Genomic DNA, 19623 nt, shown 5'->3' with positions numbered 1-19623 from the left:
ATATGGCGACAGCTAAAATTAAAGCGTCAAAATAGAAGACACAGGTTTTGTACAAAAAACCTTGCCTTGATTAAGGAGTTTATTATCAGTGGTATTACAAGTAAAAACAAGCACCTACGAAGCTAAAACCCAAGAAATTGCTAAACAACTTCTAGCAGCTACCCAAGAAAATCGTTCGTTTTTTGCTTCCCTGCGAGATCAAATGCGCTGGGATGATAAATTACTAGCTTGGGCAATGAGTAATCCTGGGTTGCGGGTGCAATTATTTCGGTTTATAGATACGCTGCCTGCTTTGCACAGTAAATCAGAAATTGCCTCTCATTTACAGGAATATTTAGGGGACGAATCTGTAGAATTACCGTCAGCTTTGAAGGGAATGCTAAACTTTGCTAACCCCGACTCTGTACCAGGGCAAGTTGCTGCTACAACGGTTGGTACAGCGGTTGAAACTCTTGCTCATAAATATATTTCTGGGGAAAATATTAAACAAGTCATCAAAACAGTTGAACGGCTGCGAAAAGAAAAAATGGCTTTCACCATTGATTTACTTGGTGAAGCGGTAATTACTGAAGCTGAAGCGCAATCTTATCTAGAACGCTATCTAGAATTAATGCAACAATTGGTAGAAGCATCGAAGAATTGGACAGCTATCCCAGCTATTGATGAGGCAGATGGCGAACTGCTACCAAAAGTGCAGGTTTCTGTTAAGTTAACGGCGTTTTATTCCCAATTTGACCCATTAGATGCTAAAGGTAGTGAAGAAAGAGTTAGCGATCGCATTCGTATTCTTTTACGTCGTGCCAAAGAATTAGGCGCAGCTGTGCATTTTGATATGGAACAGTATGCCTATAAGGACATAACTCTTAATATCTTGAAAAAACTCTTACTAGAAGAAGAGTTTCGCCAACGCACCGATATTGGCATCACAATCCAAGCATATCTGCGTGATAGCGAGGAAGATGTTAAAAACGTGATTTCTTGGTTAAAACAGCGCGGTTATCCGCTAACAATCCGTTTGGTGAAAGGCGCATATTGGGATCAGGAAACTATCAAATCAGCACAGAAGCACTGGCCACAGCCAGTTTACAATGATAAAGCGGCAACTGACGCCAACTTTGAAACCATCACTCAGTTATTACTAGAAAATCATCAATATGTGTATTCTGCCATTGGTAGCCATAATGTGCGATCGCACGCTCGTGCCATTGCCATAGCCGAAACTTTAAATGTCCCCCGTCGTCGCTTTGAATTGCAAGTCCTCTACGGTATGGGTGACAAAGTTGCCAAGGCTTTGGTTGATAAGGGTTATCGAGTCAGAGTTTACTGTCCTTACGGTGAATTATTGCCTGGAATGGCTTATTTGATTCGGCGATTGTTGGAAAATACAGCTAATAGTTCTTTTTTACGCCAAAATCTTGAAAATCGTCCGATTGATGAGTTATTAGCACCGCCAGATGTCAAAGACGCTGAGAATGAAAATTTCTTTGCGTCCTCTTCCTTCCTCGGTGCGGCAGATACCGATTATGCTGAGGAAAAAGGAAGAAGCAAGGCGGCGCAGGCTTTTGCAGGTGTTCGTCAACAGTTGGGTAGAACTTATTTGCCCTTGATTAATGGGGAATATGTGAATACTCAGGAATTTGTTGATTCTCTCAATCCTTCTAATTTCAGTGAGGTAGTTGGTAAAGTCGGATTAATCAGCGTTGAACAAGCTGAACAAGCGATGCAAGCTGCAAAGGCGGCGTTTCCTGGTTGGAGAAAAACACCAGTTCAGGAACGCGCTAGGATTTTACGAAAAGCGGGTGATTTGATGGAAGAACGCCGCGCTGAACTTGCAGCTTGGATGGTTTTGGAAGTCGGGAAAGCTGTCAAGGAAGCTGATGGGGAGGTTTCTGAGGCGATAGATTTTTGCCGCTACTACGCTGATGAGATGGAACGCCTCGATCAAGGTGTGATTTACGACATACCCGGTGAAACTAATCGTTATATTTACCAGCCACGGGGAATTGCTGTGGTGATTTCTCCTTGGAATTTTCCGCTGGCGATCGCTTGTGGTATGACCGTTGCAGCCTTGGTTTCCGGCAATTGTACTCTTCTAAAACCTGCGGAAACATCTTCTGTGATTGCCGCCAAACTCACAGAAATCTTAATAGATGCTGGTTTTCCTAAAGGTGTATTTCAATACGTGCCTGGTAAGGGTTCGCAAGTCGGTGCTTATTTAGTAAATCATCCAGATACTCACGTAATTGCTTTTACTGGTTCTCAAGAAGTAGGCTGTCGAATTTACGCAGATGCAGCAACGCTAAAACCTGGACAAAAGCACATGAAGCGAGTAATTGCTGAAATGGGCGGCAAGAATGCAATTATTGTCGATGAAAGTGCTGATTTAGACCAAGCGGTTGTCGGAGTGGTGCAATCAGCATTTGGTTACAGCGGACAAAAATGTTCTGCTTGTTCGCGGGTGATTGTGCTGCAACCGATTTATGATACCTTTGTGCAACGGTTGGTGGAAGCCACAAAATCCCTGAACATTGGCGAAGCAGAGTTACCTAGTACCCAAGTCGGCCCGGTAATTGATGCCAATGCCCGCGATCGCATCCGCGAGTATATTGAAAAGGGTAAGGCAGAAGCACAACTAGCCTTGGAGTTACCAGCACCAGAACACGGATATTTTATCGGCCCTGTGATTTTTAGTGAAGTATCCCCAAATGCAGTAATTTCCCAGGAAGAAATTTTTGGGCCTGTGCTGGCGGTAATTCGAGTGAAAGATTTCCAGGAAGCCTTAGCGGTGGCCAATGGGACTAACTACGCCTTGACTGGAGGACTTTATTCTCGAACACCTTCCCACATTCAGCAGGCGCAGACAGAATTTGAAGTCGGGAACTTGTACATCAACCGCACGATTACAGGTGCTATAGTTGCACGGCAACCCTTTGGTGGATTCAAACTTTCTGGAGTAGGTTCTAAAGCCGGAGGTCCTGATTACCTCCTGCAATTCCTGGAACCACGGGCAGTTACAGAAAATATTCAGCGTCAAGGTTTTGCACCAATTGATGGAGTTGATTAAAGTATAAAATTAGGTGGGAAAACCCACCTTTTTTAATTACTAAAACTAGAGAAAGTTTGATGAGTAATTTAGTCATAAAAATTGCTAAAATACCTGAGGAATTTCCAGCGATCGCCGCAATTAGAAAATCAGTTTTTCAGGAAGAACAAGGGGTAGATCCCGCTTTAGAGTTTGATGGCAAAGATGAAATATCTGACCATTTAATAGCTTATTTAGATGATAAAGTTGTGGGTACTACCAGAATTAGATATTTAGATGAAAAAACTGCCAAAATAGAAAGGCTTGCTGTTTTATCTCCAGTTAGAGGACAAGGTATTGGTAATAAAATTATGCAAAATGCACTCTTGTTTCTAGCTCATAAAAATATTCGAGAAGTTGTAATTCATTCTCAAGAATATGTCAAAAGTTTATATCAGAAGTTGGACTTTGTAGAAGAAGGAGAAATATTTGAAGAAGCTGGTATTCCCCATGTGAAAATGAGAAAAATTTTGCACTTTCCCTAATTTAGAATTTCTATGTAAGTGAGAGTGACGACCAGATGAACTTTTAAGCACTTAAACAACAGTAAAATTGTTCATTTTATCGGCACGTTGGTAACAAAATAATTAATCTTTAATTGCTAGAACCCTTGCTTTTTCAAGCTATTTAGGGAATGAAACAGCCCTGCTATTATGCGATCGCTTTAACAAATTAAATCTAGAGATGCAAAAATTACAATTCCTCAACATTTATTAACAACGTTGCAACTGAGCTAAAAACACAACAATTTCATCTATTGCTTGGCGTACAACTCTTGCAGGCTGTTCTGATTGATTGACAATAATACTAAAAACTAACGTTTCATACTTAGGCGCATTCACATATCCAGATAGAGAAACTACACCAGTTAAAGTACCCGTTTTAGCTTGCACAATACCTTCAGCTGGTGTGTTTTGAAAACGATCTTTTAGGGTTCCACTTTTCCCAGCTACGGGTAAAGATGCGCGATATATCGATGCTGTTGGCGTTCTGGCAATTCCTTGCAAAGTTTGTACAAAAGCTGCTGGCGTTACTAAGTTACGACGTGATAAACCGGAACCATCTATTAAAACATAATTTGCTGGATCGACTCCTAATTGAGTTAAACTTGCTTTCACAACTTCCAAACCTACATTAGCGCTAGTCTGATTTTTCAGTTTAGGCTTTTCTACAGCTAATGCTCTTAATAGTGCCTCGGCATAAAGATTATTACTATTAACATTCGTCTCTGCTAATAATTCAGCCAAAGATGGCGACTCTACAAATGCTATTTCCTCTTGATTAGTACCACCAGATACGACTAATGTTTTTCCCAAAGTGATTTTTTCTTTTGCTAAAGCAGTACGCAAGCGCCGCAAAAAATAATAATTAGGATCGACTACAGGTAAATCTAGCAAATAAGGTTCAGAATTTGCTGTTAGCTGTCCTTCAATTCGCAATGCTGTTCCTGATAATTCGCGGTTAACATTAATGTAAGTTGGTTGGTTTTGAGCAACGGTTACTGACTGATTAATTGTTCGCCACTGTCTCGCTTCGCTAATATCAGTCCACACTAATTTTAAAGGTTTACCTACAGCCTGAGGTACTAGTTTTAAGCTAAAAATATTTTGATTGACAATAAAGCTGTTGACTGGTGCGCCATAGTCTGACTGAACATCTTCCCATTGCCAAGTGGGGTTAACAATATCCCCTTGAATATAACTATCATCGGCAATTAATTCCTGAATTTGAGTAATACCTTTCTGTTTCAACTGTTGTGCTAATGCTTGTAGTTGAGTATCGCTTAAAGTAGGATCTCCCCTACCGACAACACGTAAAACACCATTGCCATTTTGATAAATAGAAGTACGAATACGAAAATTAGCACCCAACTGTTGTAACGCAGCTGCTGTTGTCAGCAACTTCATGTTAGAAGCTGGAGTAAAATATTTCTCAGCATCTCGATTGTAAAGAGTTAACCCCGCTGATAGAGGTTGCACTAAAATTCCCCAACGCATCCGACTAAATAGGGGACGATTGATAACAGAATCTATAGCTGTTCCTAATTGGCTAGAGCAAATTGCTTTTGTAGTAGTTGTAGGTGCGGTTGGGGTTTGTGCTTTAGCAACTCTAGAACTAAATGTTATCTGGGTCGTTAAAAATATTAACAAAACACCCAGTGATTGATTGAAAGTCTTAAGTTTCACCAATATACCTTATCCCAATGTTAAATAATTTTACCTCGCCAGCAACTACTTTCCTTCAGAAAGAAGAATTGGGTCGGTAAAGTTACTTAACTAGTATAAGGAAGATGTTCAGATATTTACAGCATTCTTCATCTATTTCAACCAAAATTCTTGGTACTTGGAGAAACTCCCTCAAAATTACCAGTAAAAATGTCAAATCTCAGGTTTTAGAAGTATCGACTAATATGGTAGTCAATGAATTCACTACGATTTGACCACTTATCTTGTGGAAAGGCTAACTTTTTAGTCATGACCATAACCTTATTTTGGAAATTGATATAGTCATCGCCTCGCAAAACTAACTCATCACCTGTTATGTGGTCAGTTAAGACTACAGACTGACCTACTTTCATGTATGTGTATCGTTGCATAAGTTATTGCGCCAGTGGTTGTTCAGTTTAAGTAGCCGCTTTCTAGCTATAAATTTGGACACAAAAACCCTAACCATTCCGCAGTTACGTGGAACATTTTCGATGAAATTTCAAAGCAGAATTCAGAATTATCCAAGTCAAAATTGGTAAATAAAGCAGACTTTATACTTAGCTTTGAAACTGAAGTACATAGCTTCAGTTTATTGTAAATCTGCTGTATATGCCAATACGTTTATGTGCACCTTTTCCCCTTGTTTTCGTTGCTATCTCTACTTGCTCATTGATGGCAAGTACGGCTATTCTCAAACTCAATAATATCAGACTGATATTGCGATCGCTAATAGATATAAAACATAATTTTTTTTAAGACAAAACAATTAAACTTTAATCTTAAGTTAACCTTCGAGTAGCCGTAGTCTGGCTCTTTACGTTCCTCAACTCAACTTCTAACTGTCTCAAAGTCCCCTTTTTTAAGAGGATTTGCAACAGATTTTCAGGGAAGTAAAGTATGCTATTTAGGTCTTAAACTTAGGCACAGAGCCTATTGTAATTCTTAATGACGCTGGGCTTTGAAGTAGAGATTTATTTTGATAATAGAGTATGCAGACTAATTTAGTAAATAAAATGTTCCGACTTTTGAGAATAAAGCTTTTTGTTTTAAATGAAACTTACATAACTAGTTTGGGAATAATAAATCATGCTTGAGAAACATTTGAAATGAATCTCAGCGTACTAGGCGTGTCTTTTCATCGGCGATTAGAGGAGCAAATTGTTCATGAAAGTAAGTTCATCAGGGGCTAAGCTGGGTAGTGCAATTATTAGCAGTACTTGTTTAACTGCCGCAATTATTGGTTTCAGTAGTTCTGGTGCTTTTGCCGCTCAATTCATTACAATTAAAAGCACAGGGACATTATCAGGAACTATCGAACTTCCCAGAAATAATCCCAATTTCAATAATAGTATTACTCGTATTGATACGGATAATACTGGAACTTATTACCGGAACTTAGGTACTACTAATAATCCTAATTATGTTCCTGTGTATCAATCAGATTATTTGCAGGTAGAAACACGTGGTGATGGAAGTCTGCATTACTTCGTTGACTTTAAAGGTATTCCTTTTGTCTCCTTCGATGGCGTTTTGACATCGCCAGTTCTTTCTGGTGGTCAGTTGACTCCCTTTCTTTACCAAGGACAATTGTCAGGAACCACATTTCAGGGAGTAGTTCAAGATGAATTTAATTTCATTAAAGCCTTCTACACTGGTACTGTCACCGACCCAGACACCGGAAAACAGTATCAAGGCACTTTTGAAGTTAATGGGTATGGAGAACGATATAGCGATCGCAATGGTAGTTCAACTCCCACAGTTTTTGATTTCCAGTCTGATATCCCCGGTTCGCCAACAATAACATCTTTAAGTTTGATTAACACTCCCTTGGCAAATTTGAGTATCAAAGTACCTATACCTGTGGATGAAACTTCTATCCCAGAACCCACTAGCATTTTCGGAACCTTGATGGCAGCTGCTTTTGGTATCATCCTCAAAAAGAAAAAAGACATAGCAAAGTGCTGAGTTAGAAGTTAAGAGTATAGACGCGATTAATCGCGTCTGTACAAGAGTTAGGAGTTATTATTCTGCCTTTGCTCCTTTGCCCCTCTGTCTTCTGCTCGCCACTTCCTTCTATTCCATACCCTTTTGCTTAAACATTGCCATCAATTTACGCTTACGACCGTGGCTTTGCATCAAATTTTCTCGATAAGTTGACCAGTCAGCCTTTCTCCCTGACTCCAAGTAAGCAATACGGGCCTTTTTTAGCCATTCCACTGCGTAGTAGTAGTATTCTGCTTTACCAGCATCCATAATTTTTTCCGCGCGGCTACTGGCATTGGTAATTACCCAGCCAGGATTATGAGAGATAGCAGCATCCATAACTCGGTGAATTAACTCAGAATAATAAGAACTAAGTTCATTAACGATGGCAATTGCATCATCAATTAGCCCCTCGTGCAATAAAATATCCACTTTGGCTGATTCTGTTCCCCAACCAGGATAACTACGGATGATTCTCAGCAAATCAGTTTTGACACTTTCCCAGTTTTCGCCAGCTAATTCTTGCATCTTTTGATAGTCAGAAAACGAGGGCTTGACTTGGAAAGCCGCCTTGATTGCGAATAAAGCAGCTTCATCATTACCCAATTCAATAGCTAAATCACTTGTCCAAGTTCCTAACTCGTACTGGCAATTACCTGGTAAATTTAATCCACTTTGGGCGATATCTAGTGCTTGCTGTAATGCTCCCTTGTCGCTGAGTGTTTTTGCTAGGGCAAAAGCTTCTTCCTTTGAGTTCATCTGGGTTTGAGCAGCATCAATGGCTTCTTCTACTCTGCCTAAACGCCCCAGCATTGTGAGATATTGTTCGGTTTGCCCTTCCGCTTCAGCCAAATACAGGTATTCCTGGTAACGTTCCTGACGTTCGAGGATTTTTAGGCGAATTAGTGCCAAATCATCTGCATAGTCCGGCACATCTTCTTCCCAAGCTCCTCTTTCGCTGATATTACCTTGAAGAACTTCCACTAGGGGCGGATAATCCCAACCTTGGCGTAAAGCCTCCATAATCAGGCCAAAATCAGCATTCCACTCATCTTGCCATGCTTCTAAATTTATTTGAATATCAACTTTTTCGTCTGGGGTGAGTTCGGCGGCCAGAATTGCTTCACACCAAGCCTGATTTAATTCCTGGACAATTTCATCATTTTCGGCGCCGTATTCTGCAACATCATCCCAATTTTCCACGCAGGTAGAGGTAATCGTCTCTAAGATCGCGATCGCATTTTCAGCCTCTCCCCGTTCGCTAAAATCTACAGCAGTTTGCACCACACTTAGCAATTCTTCAGCGATCGGGTCTTCTTCGTAACCTTCCTCGAAATACCGCACAGCTTCCCGGAGAATCTGCCGCACCTCCCGCCGAAAGGGAGCCGGATCGATAGTACTGCGCCTCAAACGTTTTATACTTTTTTCTTGGGCAACAGGAGCAATCATCCAACTAACACGACGGTCAATGGCATCAATCAGCGGCGGGTATTCTGCTACTAAATCTTGCACCAGCCTTTGAGTTTGGACATAATCTAGGCGATCGAGTAATTCTTCTAAAGTGGGGCGATGTTCAATGTGTTCTGAGTGACGCGCACAGACGAGCATTGTCGCCACAATATGTTTGCACCACCCATCATAGTCGTATGCACAGGTGCAGTTGACAGAAGTCAATCCACTGCTGTCAAAATTCAGGCTCACATGATAAGGTCTGGCTTCACTGCCCACAACATCTGCCTGAAGCAGACCACCACGTTGAGTGATAGCATTGACAGCACCAGCCTGATAGTATGCCTCGCCTCGCTGAAAAGATTTGGCGTTGGCATGGCGGCGGATAGTAAACTCGCTAATTTGGGGAATAGACATCGGGCGATCGCCTGTGTAAGTCCTCTGGATGAATCCAGCTTAGGTCTTAGACTAACGCACTGTAAAGAATACAAACTGTACATGAGTAGAGACGTTTCATTGCAACGTCTCTACAACTGATGACAGTTGAACGTTTGTCAACAATGGGATATTTTTTGATTTAGAAGTCCCAAAGGTCGCAAAAGCTTGTTTACAACTTCGTGCAGAATTCGTTACGTGCCAGAACAATAGCTATTAATTTCCTTGACTATTGAAGTTTCTTCCTGACCACTCTTTTGTAGAGATGCCAAAGAAGTTTTTGCCGCTGGGAGATTCTTTTTATCTATAGCTGTTGCTGCATTTTTCAATTCCTTAGTGATGTTCTGATAAAGTGTCAGAAAGCGTCCTTGAAAACCCAGGAGTTTTTCATCTTTAATTTCTAGTGCTTTCATTTCTTGGGTCAGTGGGTCTATCTTGCCAGCGAGTTCAGTTAAAGATTTAGAACCCTTTGCTGGATTAGGATTTTTACCGAATTCCTGACCTAAAGCAGATGCTTGATTGGCAACCTTGATAATTTTGTTACATTGGGCAACTTTACTTTCTCCACAACTTGCAAATAATAATGCGATCGCAGCTGTGGCTGAAAGTATAAAAGTTTGCTTAGCTAAATGTTGCATACGTTCCATAATCTCCGACTATATTTTGCTAACGTTGGGCAAAGGAAATTAATAGCCAGCAAAAATACTTTTCTTTTTTTCAAAAATCTCTATTTCTGCTTCTAATATCACGTCCGGCTAATCACTTATGATTTAAATCTTTGGGCGCTAGGGCGTCAGTCTAAAATATAAGTCTTCATTCGGACAGGATATGACTTTTGTATCCCTGCTACTTTATACTGCATTTTTTCGCGGATGTGTATGTAATTTCACTTAACGCAATCAATTTATTCTGCCAATTTTGGCATTAACTTCAATGTCCCAGTAGTATTTGCTGTAACATTCGTTTTTTGCCACAGCATGGGGTGGTATTCAATCTGACGCCAAGGATCGATCATATCGTTGTAGTGTCTATGGAACGCATGTCCAGATTGTCCAGGGGTGTGAATCAAGAGTGAATTATCTAAATTTCCCAAATCTACAATCATTCGTAATGAAGGAATATCTGTCACTTCAAAGGATTTGTTAGCCTTCCAGCGGTTAGCATTCACTGTTTCGCCGTTACCAGCCGTGGCAAAAGCACCACGATTAAACAAAGCTTCAATCGGTGCAACTCCAGATTTTCCCAATGTGGCATTACGAAAAGTAACAGTATGGAGTTTGCCCCAATTCCAGTTTTTTGGGTCTTGACCTTGAATGCGTTCTAGTTCATCTACGGCTTTCGTCAAGGATTTCCGAAGAATTTGGTCGCGGTTCTCAACTTTTGGGGTGTTGCGATTATCCCACCATGAACTATTGGGCTGTTTGACCAGATTTGCCACCACAGCATACCAGCGATCGCCGCCACTAGGAAAGTATCTTTTAGGCAACTGGTCGTGAAATGTTTCTGCTAGTAAGTGTTTCCAGAAGACTTCAAATAAAGCCGCAGCGGATGATGTCATTCCCAACTGCAAATTCCAATCTTGTAGCAGTTTTTGGGCTGCTTGCAAACGGGGTGTATCAACAGCGACTGATTGCAGCAGTGGTATTAGTGTTTGGGCATTGAGATTGCGATCGCTGCCTTGTATTTGCTGCACATCCTTCAAGGAAATCGGCTGAGTTTGTTGTGAAATCATCTCAACAATCTGCTTTGCCCGATAACCATAAACCCAATCTGCGGTAATTAAATAAGGATATTCACGGGAGACTAAATTATTAGCAGTAGCAATAAAACCTGCCGGCGGATTAAAACTTGTGGGCAACTCGTCAAAATCAATATAGCCTTGCCACTCATATTCATCCGTCCAACCCGGAACCGGATAACGTCCATCTCCCTTAGCTCGAATGGGGAATTTACCGGGCATTTGGTAGCCAATGTTGCCATCAATATCAGCGTAGACCAAATTTTGGGCAGGAACATCATAGTTCCTGGCAGCAGTACGAAATTCCTGCCAATTTTGGGCGCGATTGATTTCCGGAATAGCATACCCTAGCTTGGAAGGTGCTAAGGCTGTCCAGCGTAAAGCTACGGCGTAATTTTGCGGTAATTCCAACGGCTGACTGGGTTGGAACTGCTGCAAATTGGGGGAAACATCGGAGAGAATCGGCCCGTGTCGGGTGTAGCGAACCGTTTGCACAACTGGCTGACTTCCTGCAACTTGAATCGTCTCTTTTATCAGTTGCATATCAACCCATTTGCCATTTACCTCATATTGGTTGGGGTTTTTCGGGTTGATTTTCTCGATGTATAAATCCATGACATCAGATTGGACATTGGTGACACCCCAAGCAATGCGATCGCTATGACCGATAATTACTCCGATCATGCCTGCAAAAGAAAAGCCAGCAACGTTGTAAGGACAATCTGCACTCTTAGACGTGCAATGCAAACCAACCTCATACCAAATCGAGGGAATTTGCACGCCCAAGTGGGGGTCATTCGCCAAAATCGGCTTACCTGTGGTTGTGCGATCGCCAGATATCACCCAGTTATTTGAACCAATACCAATTCCCGTAGAACCAATTAGTTCTTCCAAAGCCATCATCGGCTGAGTAATTGACTCTAAAGCAGAGAAGAGGGAAGAAGACGCGAGGACGGGGAGACGCGGCGACACGGGGAAAGAACTCTCCGCATCCTCTTTCACCGCGTCCTCTTTCTTCCCGAACTCTGGCAAAATCACTGGTAAATCTTGAGGATATGGCGGAAAAAGTTCTTCAACTTCAGCAGGGGTGAGAGTTTTAAGCAGTATTGCACGTTCGATCTCGCTTTGAAAATTTCTGCCCAAATCATAAGCCATCACCTTACCCCAGGTCAGAGAATGGAGTATTTGCCAAGGTTCTGGACGATATCCAGGATTGAGGAACTTTAGCACAGCGTATTCTAAACTCAAGGTGCTGCCTTGATGTTTTGCTAAATAATCGTTGACACCATCGGCGTAAGCTTCCAGATACCCCTTCATTTGAGCATTAATTTGAGGGATTTCTTGCTGCGCCACCCTCGCCCAACCCATTGTCCGCAGATATTTGTCAGTCTCAACCTGAGAGGAACCAAACATTTCTGAAAGTCGCCCAGAACCAATGTGTCGCCAAAAATCCATTTGCCAAAAGCGGTCTTGGGCGTGAATGTAACCTTGCGCCATGAATAAATCGTGGGAGTTGGCAGCATAAATATGGGGAATTCCCCATTTATCGCGCTCAACAGTTACTTCGGCTTTTAGTCCAGGTAGTTGAATTGTGCCACTTTCTTGGGGAAATGATTGGCGTGCAATGTGAGTAGCAAGTCCCATTAAAAATAGCCCCAAGACTAACAGGAAAATTAAAGTTCTTTTGAGAATCTCAAGAAACCAAGGTTTCGTAAAGCTTTTTATTTGGGCTTGCCGTAGCATTTTTGGGTCAAATCACGCGACATCATACAGCTTAAAACATTACAGATTCGCTTTCAGGTTAACTATGACACTTAATTCTTCAGGTGTTTCTCATCGCCTGAGAACAATATGATATCCGATACGTAATCGGCACAATAGAAGCTGTAGTTTCTCAAAAATATTTGCTAGCGATCGCACGGTCAATGGTGACAGAACCAGGATTTAGAATTGCCTCCTGCCTTTCTTCGATAAGGAATCAGACGATGTAGAGCCGCCAAATCATAGATTTGGTATAGCAGATGAGTTAATTACACTAAAAGGAGAGTGACGATGAAAAAAGTAGCGGTGTTTGGCAATACCGGAGGCGGTAAATCAACTCTCAGCAAGAGATTATCCCAAATCACGGGTTTGCCACTTCACGTTTTGGACAAGATTCAATATCAATCAGGAGGTGTTAAGGTTCCACATGAAGACTATAAGCGGGCCCATGAGGAAATTTTAGTAACTGACCGATGGGTTATTGATGGGTTTGGCTGTATGGAAACCCTCTGGCTACGACTGAACCAAGCGGATACTCTGGTTTTTGTCGATCTACCGCTATATGTACATGGATGGTGGGTAACTAAACGATTCATCAAAGGTTACTTTAAACCCCCAGAAGGCTGGCCCCAAAACAGTCCAATATTGAGGAGTTCCCTTAATAGCTACCGCGTGCTTTGGTTATGTCACAAATATTTGACTCCCAAATATCGTGAGTATATTAAGCAAGCTCAAAGCACCAAAAGTGTTTATCACCTACGCTCGACTAAAGAGATTTCGCAATTTTTTGAATCAATGGAAAAAACAAGGGCGAATAACTCTTCAAACTTGACGTAGGGATTTACTTACACAGCTACAATAATCTGAAGAATACTTTGAACTAGCCTAAAAGTATTTTGGAGTACGATCGCCGGAGGCAAAAAATGAGCTTGGCTGGATTAAGAATTGTGTTGGTAGAGCCAGCTGGGCCGATAAATCTCGGAGCGATCGCTAGGGTCATGAAAAATTTCGGACTACATAATTTACTATTAGTAAATCCCCAATGCGATCCTCTATCGGCAGAAGCTTTAATGATGGCTGTTCATGCCAAAGAAATTTTAGAATCTGCGGTAGTAGTGGCAACCTTACCAGAAGCATTGCATGGATGTGTCAGGGCGATCGCGACTACTGGTCGCGTTCGCAGTTGGGAAATACCTTTAGAAAATCCCCGCACTGCCCTACCCTGGCTACTGGAAGAACCAGAAAAACCTGTAGCCTTAATTTTTGGTAGAGAAGACCGGGGATTAAGCAATGAAGAATTAAATTATGCTCAGCGCTTTGTTTTTATTCCCACAAATGAAAATTATCTATCCTTGAATTTAGCTACTGCTGTAGCAATCTGCTGTTATGAATTGTCACAATCTACCCAGGAACCTGAAACTCAAACCTTACCCCAAAGTGAACTCGCGTCTTTAGATGTTGTGGAAACATACTACGACCAATTAGAATCATTACTACTGAAAATTGGTTATCTGTATCCACATACCGCAGCTAGTCGCATGGAAAAATTTCGCCAACTGTATAATCGCGCTCACCTGCAAACTGGCGAAGTAGCTATGCTGCGAGGGATTTTGCGCCAAGTAGAATGGGCACTTAAAACTCAGGGGGATAGTGAAAACTTGTAATTATTCGTTTAATATATACGCAATCACCCCCCCCAAAATATTTAATATTAAACTAAACACAAAAATGCTACTTAGTGGCAAAGTGGAATTTGAGCATAAATATTGCTTAAAGGTTAAGTTTTGGGTCAGGAGTCTGCAAGAAAACAGTCCAGTGGGTCACAAGGAGTACCAGTGTCAGAGTCGAGTGACGAACTAACAGCTTTCTCGCGGCGTCAACCCTTAAACCGCCGCCAGCGTCCACAAAAAGTTCAAAAAGTGGCACCCAAGAAAGTGAAAGCTAATAGCCAGCAGCAAGTTGTTGTTGGTAAACAAGCGGCGCTAGCACGCCCAAAAAATCGGAATAGTCCTCCGCAAATCCCAGCGGCTACACGCAGGGTAAAATCGGAGTTAGTCATGCCAGCAGCAGTTAAATCTATACCGACTGCCAAAGTCAGAATTCCTGCCTCACAATCGGGTGTTACAACAGTTAAAACGGTGCGGATGGAAAAGCCAAAAATTGGCAGGCGTTCATCGCGGAAGACGCGGTTAAAGCCAATGGCCAAAACCATATTATATGTACTGCGGTTGTTGATTGTGGGTGTTGGTATGGGTGCAATTGTTGGCACAGCGTTGTCAGTCTTAGACCCAGCTAATCGCATCACCACAAGTTCAGCACCCCAATCTAGTAATAGTAATGTGACGCGATCGCAGCCGCAACCCACCCCTACTCCCACAGCGGCATCTTCGAGCCTATTCTTATCTCAGGAAATTATCCCCTTAAAAAATGCGGTGCAAAATTTGGCCACAAGCAACCCAAATATCACACCCGGAGTTTTCTTAGTAGATTTAGATACTGGTAATTATGTAGATATTAATGCCTCTACCAGTTTTCCTGCGGCTAGCACAATCAAAGTACCGATTCTCATTGCCTTCTTCCAGGATGTGGATGCAGGTAAAATTCGTCTTGATGAAATGCTGACTATGCAGCAGGACATGATAGCAGGCGGTTCGGGAAATCTGCAATACAAAGCAGCCGGAACCCAGTACGCTGCTTTGGAAGTCGCCACTAAAATGATTACCATCAGCGATAACACAGCCACAAACATGCTAATTAGCCGACTGGGAGGCATAGAAGCTTTAAACCAGCGTTTCCGCAGTTGGGGATTAACAACCACAATCATTCGCAATCAACTGCCAGATTTGCAAGGGACAAACACCACTAGCCCCAAGGAACTAGGGAATTTGATGGCAATTGTCAGTCAGGGAAATTTAGTCAGTATGCCATCACGGGATTTAATGCTGGATATTTTGCGCCGTACCCAGCGAGACTCATTGCTACCATCTGGTTTGGGAACAGGCGCCAGAGTATATCACAAAACGGGTGATATCGGCACAATGCTGGCAGACGCAGGTTTAATTATTGTTCCCACTGGTAAGCGCTACGTGGCTGCTGTTATGGTACAACGCCCCAATAACGACCCTCGCGCCGAAAAACTGATTAGTTCAATTTCTCGTGCAGCCTACCAAGAGTTTAGCCAAAATGCTGTTACACCCAGCAGTACTACAAGCACTATACCTGCTAACGGTTATCAACCGCAGATTGTCAATCCTGTTTTATCCAACGGTACTCCAAGCAACGTACCCATGAATGGTTATCAAGCTCCGATTATCAGTCCTGTACCCAATGGTATGGGAAGTACTTTACCTCCAAATAGTTATCAAGCTCCAGTTATGAATCCACAGTATTATCCCCCAAGATAATTTGGGATTTTTGAATTTTTAATTCTTTAATTTCTCGCTGCAATGGATGACGTTGCAGTAACCAGCGACGGACTAATTCAATTTTGATTTTGTCACATGTCTGCTCTAAAAAATTAGAAGCAACAAGCTGTTCAACTGCTTCCTCCAGAGCTTCTGTTTTAACTACTCCATATTTTTCGAGTAGTTTAAATGGTTTTTCTGTAACTGTTTGAGATTCCGCAACAGCAGAAAATACAACTTGTTCTGGAATAGTCAGCCCATCCCAAAACCATGCTAATCCAGCTTCAGCATTTTCAATTGCTCGATCAACGATATCATCTATATTTTGAAAATTAATATGCCATTCATCTAATTGTCTAGCTCTAACAAAAATACAAAAACAGATGACTTGAATAAAATAGGGATGTCCTGCCGACAGTTTCAGAATACTTTGTATTGCATCTGGGTCATATATCAATATTCCTTCAGCAGGCTTTGTAATTAAGCGTTTAGCACTCACGTCATCTAGAAAACCAATTTCTTGATAAGGAGCATTTTTAAATAAATTAAGTAACTGAGAAAAATCAGACACCTTCCTACCTATAACAGGAATAAAAGCTAATTTTTCTTGCTGTCTAAGGAGTTTTTTAAAATATGAAAAAAAATCTAAATGATTCTTTGTTTTGTCTAAAAATGTGTTATCTAAAACATCGAATTCATCAAGTAATAAAACTAAAATTCTATTACCCATTTTTTGATAAATCTTTGGTAGAAATATTCTATCAAATTCATCTAAATTATCTTCTAGTTCGTCTTCTGTAGGTACGCCCACCCCACCCCAAATCGCTAGGTGACTGCGGTTGTAAATTTGGTCAAAGGCAGCTGCAATTTCTGATTCTCTCCCTACGAAGCGTTCTGGAGGTACTGGTTTTCCCACAATAAAGGGATTTTGTAACATATAACATTATTTAAGTACAATCATGCCCACTGAATTATATAATCAAGTATCGAAAACCAAGCCAATTTTTGGCTAAGATTTTCCCAATTTTATAATTAGCAATTAATTCTAGTAATTTATATTATTTTTCAAATTTTTTAATATTCAGCGTCGTTTATTAACTTGATTATCGGATCTGCTGAGATATAGATACCATTGGCGAAAGATTACTTAACATTAAAACGGCAAGTTTGAGGTGTATTGCATGGAGATGAGGGTTACTGTTATCCGTGTATTACACGGCAGAAGATGAAACTGAGTTAGCTGGTTAAATTATCAATAAACTAGAAGAAATACCTGTGGAGACGAGTATATGTGCTTACAACGCGAAGCAATCACTCCTGTTACAGAACAAACAGTATGTGTAGCTTTTTCGGCGTTTCCAAAGCACTTTACACAGTATCGTATAATACCAATTATCCATGAATATGCACTTAATATTAAAAAACGAACCGCCAAGTACGCCAAGGAAGAGAGAGGTAATTAGAAAAGTGCAAGTTTATAGAGAGTTGGTATAACCGACCACATTCTGGATTGGGGCGTCTAAATCTGCTAAGGGGAGCATATTTATAAACAGGAGTCAGAATACAGAATTCAGATTGCTTTTAAACTAATATTGAGACCCTCACAGACTCGCAACTGCTGAACTATCAGCAATCTGATTCCAATTTATGCTGAGTTATGATATCAAGTTACGATAATTCTTAACTATTGAAAATTCTCCGCGTCAGAGCGTCATAGTTCTGAATTCTTGTTCATAAATCTAGCTATTGCTAGATGTTCTAATTTTGTGAAAAGCTATAATCTACATCTGTTGCACCGAGAGATTAACTTGTGGATGCCATATTAGAACGATCGCACGAATTAAAACAAGCCCTAGTTGATTTCGTCCTCGACGCAGAAGGCGAACTCGCACAAGCACTGGAAACTTACGCAGCTGCACAGCTGCGCCGCGGAAGTGGCGATAGTACACAGCAAGACTTAATCATCGACACCTTTTTGACAGAGGGAAAAGTCGGCGAACACTCACCATTAGAGTTGTTTATCGAAAGTCATCCAGATTTAGACCAGAGCGATCGCAATTTAATCAATAATTGGCATCGTAGTTTTATTGGCTTATTTGCCATTACTAACATCCTAGCTGATGGCTTTGAATTAACCAACTGGCTTACAGATAAATGCTACATTGTCAAGCCAAACAATCCTCAAACATTACAGGCAATATCTCGTTTGAAAGTCGGAGAAATTTTACTAACTCGCATTTCTCCTGTTACCGATAGCTATTGGATATTCTCTGGGCCTTACACACTCATGGGTAAATTGGGTAAACCAAAACTTGCTGTAGCAATTGGTAATTTCAAAGAGAACTATAAAAGTAATCTTTACAGCGATGCTCCCGAATTGCTAGAGGAAGCTTGGGAATCAGTAGCCAAATATCATCAACAGTTTCTCGATTTTTTTGGTACTGATGAAATTACATTACCCGGTTACCAACTGAATAAAAAAATAGCGGAATTTCAAGAAATAATTACAGAGAAAAGCTTAGCAGCAGCCGGAATTGATACTTCTAAATCTCTGGCAGAAGTGGCAGAAGAAGCTGGCATCGACGATGAGGAAATCAAAGCAGCAGCAGCAGAATTGGGTGCTGATTCTAACGCAGTTTCTGAGATATTTAGCAACAAAAAGGGCAATAGCAAAATGGTTATGCCCAAGGTTGATTTACCGCCTGAACTGAAGAAAGCAGAACAAGTCACGGCTCTTTCTCATCCTCGTTGGGGACAAATGTTTTTACCAACATATACTAAGCTACAAACAATTTTATCAGCACAAGATTGGCAAAGTGTTGAAGGTGCCCAAAAACTAATTCGCTACTACCTTGAAGATAAAAGTATTAATGCCTTTATTTGGCATCGATTAGCGCAACAGTATCCAACTCAATTAGAAAATGTGCTGCAAACATTTCTGCAACGTCCAGAGTTTCGTCTTGAAAGTGACTTAGATGCACTTTTGCAAGAATTCCACAAACCTATTGAGCCAGAGTTACCAGAAATTGCTAGCGTCCCGATACATCTGCACAACTTATTTCAAGAAGCTTTAGGAGAGGTGAATAAATCTAAGCCTAAGAATAAGGGACAACAAAAGCCAGCAAAAGGTTTTCAAAGAAGTTAGTAGATATTTATAGAAAATCGGTCACTACCTGCCCAGGATTATATAGTTGTTTAGAATTCTGTAGAACCAGAGGCAGTGCGCTGCTATGATTTTACCCATTGTAGCAACTGCCTGTTGCTTAACGGGTACTGCTTCTGGGCGACAACTGAGTGAATTTACCGGAAAACATCGCACAAACTATCAATTATTGTATAATTAAAAACAATATTTACCAGAACAAGATTCCGGTAATGTATTTGGAGATATTCTCTCCACAATCCATAACAACACAAGAATCTATGCGTGAGATTAAGCCTTGGACTACTAGCGTAGTAGTTATGGTATCTATAATTGCAACTTCAATAGGCGTCTACAATCTTGAATTGTTTTTAAACACTGTCTGTTTGATAAATACTATGCCTGCTGTAAATAAAGATTGT

The 19623-nt window shown here is 41.1% G+C and carries 14 protein-coding genes; 8 read left to right on the top strand and 6 right to left on the bottom strand.

The window, feature by feature from the left end:
- The first annotated feature begins 88 nt into the window (after positions 1-88).
- Together pruA and ACM0OY_RS08545 are read left to right on the top strand one after the other, a co-directional pair.
- On the top strand, positions 89-3064 hold the full coding sequence (gene pruA, locus ACM0OY_RS08550) for an L-glutamate gamma-semialdehyde dehydrogenase (protein WP_414568433.1): 2976 nt from the start codon (positions 89-91) through the stop codon (positions 3062-3064).
- A 59-nt stretch (positions 3065-3123) separates the two neighbouring features.
- The gene (locus ACM0OY_RS08545; protein ID WP_414568432.1) at positions 3124-3567 is read left to right on the top strand and encodes a GNAT family N-acetyltransferase; all 444 of its coding nucleotides are present in this window, start codon (positions 3124-3126) and stop codon (positions 3565-3567) included.
- Positions 3568-3795: 228 nt separating this feature from the next.
- Here ACM0OY_RS08545 and dacB read toward each other — a convergent pair whose 3' ends face one another.
- On the bottom strand, positions 3796-5241 hold the full coding sequence (gene dacB / locus ACM0OY_RS08540; RefSeq protein WP_414568481.1) for a D-alanyl-D-alanine carboxypeptidase/D-alanyl-D-alanine-endopeptidase: 1446 nt from the start codon (positions 5239-5241) through the stop codon (positions 3796-3798).
- 233 nt (positions 5242-5474) lie between these two features.
- Complete coding sequence (locus ACM0OY_RS08535) at positions 5475-5678, bottom strand: hypothetical protein (protein ID WP_414568431.1); 204 nt, start codon at positions 5676-5678, stop codon at positions 5475-5477.
- A gap of 775 nt (positions 5679-6453) precedes the next feature.
- Here ACM0OY_RS08535 and ACM0OY_RS08530 point away from each other — a divergent pair.
- The gene (locus ACM0OY_RS08530; protein ID WP_414568430.1) at positions 6454-7254 is read left to right on the top strand and encodes a PEP-CTERM sorting domain-containing protein; all 801 of its coding nucleotides are present in this window, start codon (positions 6454-6456) and stop codon (positions 7252-7254) included.
- Between the two features lie 108 nt (positions 7255-7362).
- On the opposite strand, the gene ACM0OY_RS08525 is transcribed toward ACM0OY_RS08530, so the two are convergent.
- From ACM0OY_RS08525 to ACM0OY_RS08515, 3 genes are all read right to left on the bottom strand, one after another.
- Positions 7363-9138: an SWIM zinc finger family protein gene (locus ACM0OY_RS08525; protein WP_414568429.1), complete on the bottom strand. Its 1776-nt coding sequence runs from the start codon at positions 9136-9138 to the stop codon at positions 7363-7365.
- Between the two features lie 212 nt (positions 9139-9350).
- Positions 9351-9803: a hypothetical protein gene (locus tag ACM0OY_RS08520; RefSeq protein WP_414568428.1), complete on the bottom strand. Its 453-nt coding sequence runs from the start codon at positions 9801-9803 to the stop codon at positions 9351-9353.
- A 257-nt stretch (positions 9804-10060) separates the two neighbouring features.
- A complete protein-coding gene (locus ACM0OY_RS08515) occupies positions 10061-12637 on the bottom strand; it encodes a penicillin acylase family protein (RefSeq protein ID WP_414568427.1) in 2577 nt (858 codons plus the stop codon).
- 309 nt (positions 12638-12946) lie between these two features.
- Between ACM0OY_RS08515 and ACM0OY_RS08510 the strand changes: the two genes are divergently transcribed.
- The 3 genes from ACM0OY_RS08510 to ACM0OY_RS08500 all read left to right on the top strand — a co-directional run bounded on the left by ACM0OY_RS08510 (position 12947) and on the right by ACM0OY_RS08500 (position 16059).
- Positions 12947-13492 carry an adenylate kinase gene (locus ACM0OY_RS08510; RefSeq protein ID WP_414568426.1) on the top strand — a complete coding sequence of 182 codons (546 nt, stop codon included), beginning with the start codon at positions 12947-12949 and terminating at the stop codon, positions 13490-13492.
- An 86-nt stretch (positions 13493-13578) separates the two neighbouring features.
- Positions 13579-14319 (top strand): RNA methyltransferase, encoded by a 741-nt coding sequence (locus ACM0OY_RS08505; RefSeq protein WP_414568425.1) that lies wholly within the window; start codon positions 13579-13581, stop codon positions 14317-14319.
- A 171-nt stretch (positions 14320-14490) separates the two neighbouring features.
- Positions 14491-16059, top strand: a complete 1569-nt coding sequence (locus ACM0OY_RS08500) for a serine hydrolase (protein WP_414568424.1) — start codon at positions 14491-14493, stop codon at positions 16057-16059.
- Here ACM0OY_RS08500 and ACM0OY_RS08495 read toward each other — a convergent pair.
- Positions 16028-16870 carry a hypothetical protein gene (locus ACM0OY_RS08495; protein WP_414568423.1) on the bottom strand — a complete coding sequence of 281 codons (843 nt, stop codon included), beginning with the start codon at positions 16868-16870 and terminating at the stop codon, positions 16028-16030. The genes ACM0OY_RS08500 and ACM0OY_RS08495 overlap by 32 nt on opposite strands.
- 478 nt (positions 16871-17348) lie before the next feature.
- Between ACM0OY_RS08495 and ACM0OY_RS08490 the strand changes: the two genes are divergently transcribed.
- Complete coding sequence (locus ACM0OY_RS08490; protein ID WP_414568422.1) at positions 17349-17522, top strand: hypothetical protein; 174 nt, start codon at positions 17349-17351, stop codon at positions 17520-17522.
- A gap of 347 nt (positions 17523-17869) precedes the next feature.
- Positions 17870-19204 carry a hypothetical protein gene (locus ACM0OY_RS08485; protein ID WP_414568421.1) on the top strand — a complete coding sequence of 445 codons (1335 nt, stop codon included), beginning with the start codon at positions 17870-17872 and terminating at the stop codon, positions 19202-19204.
- Positions 19205-19623: the final 419 nt, after the last annotated feature.

The sequence above is a fragment of the Nostoc sp. CCY 9925 genome, from assembly GCF_963920935.1.
Classification (GTDB): Bacteria; Cyanobacteriota; Cyanobacteriia; order Cyanobacteriales; family Nostocaceae; genus Nostoc.
The sequence above is the reverse complement of the archived record's forward strand: the minus strand, read 5'-3'. Positions and strand labels throughout refer to the sequence as shown.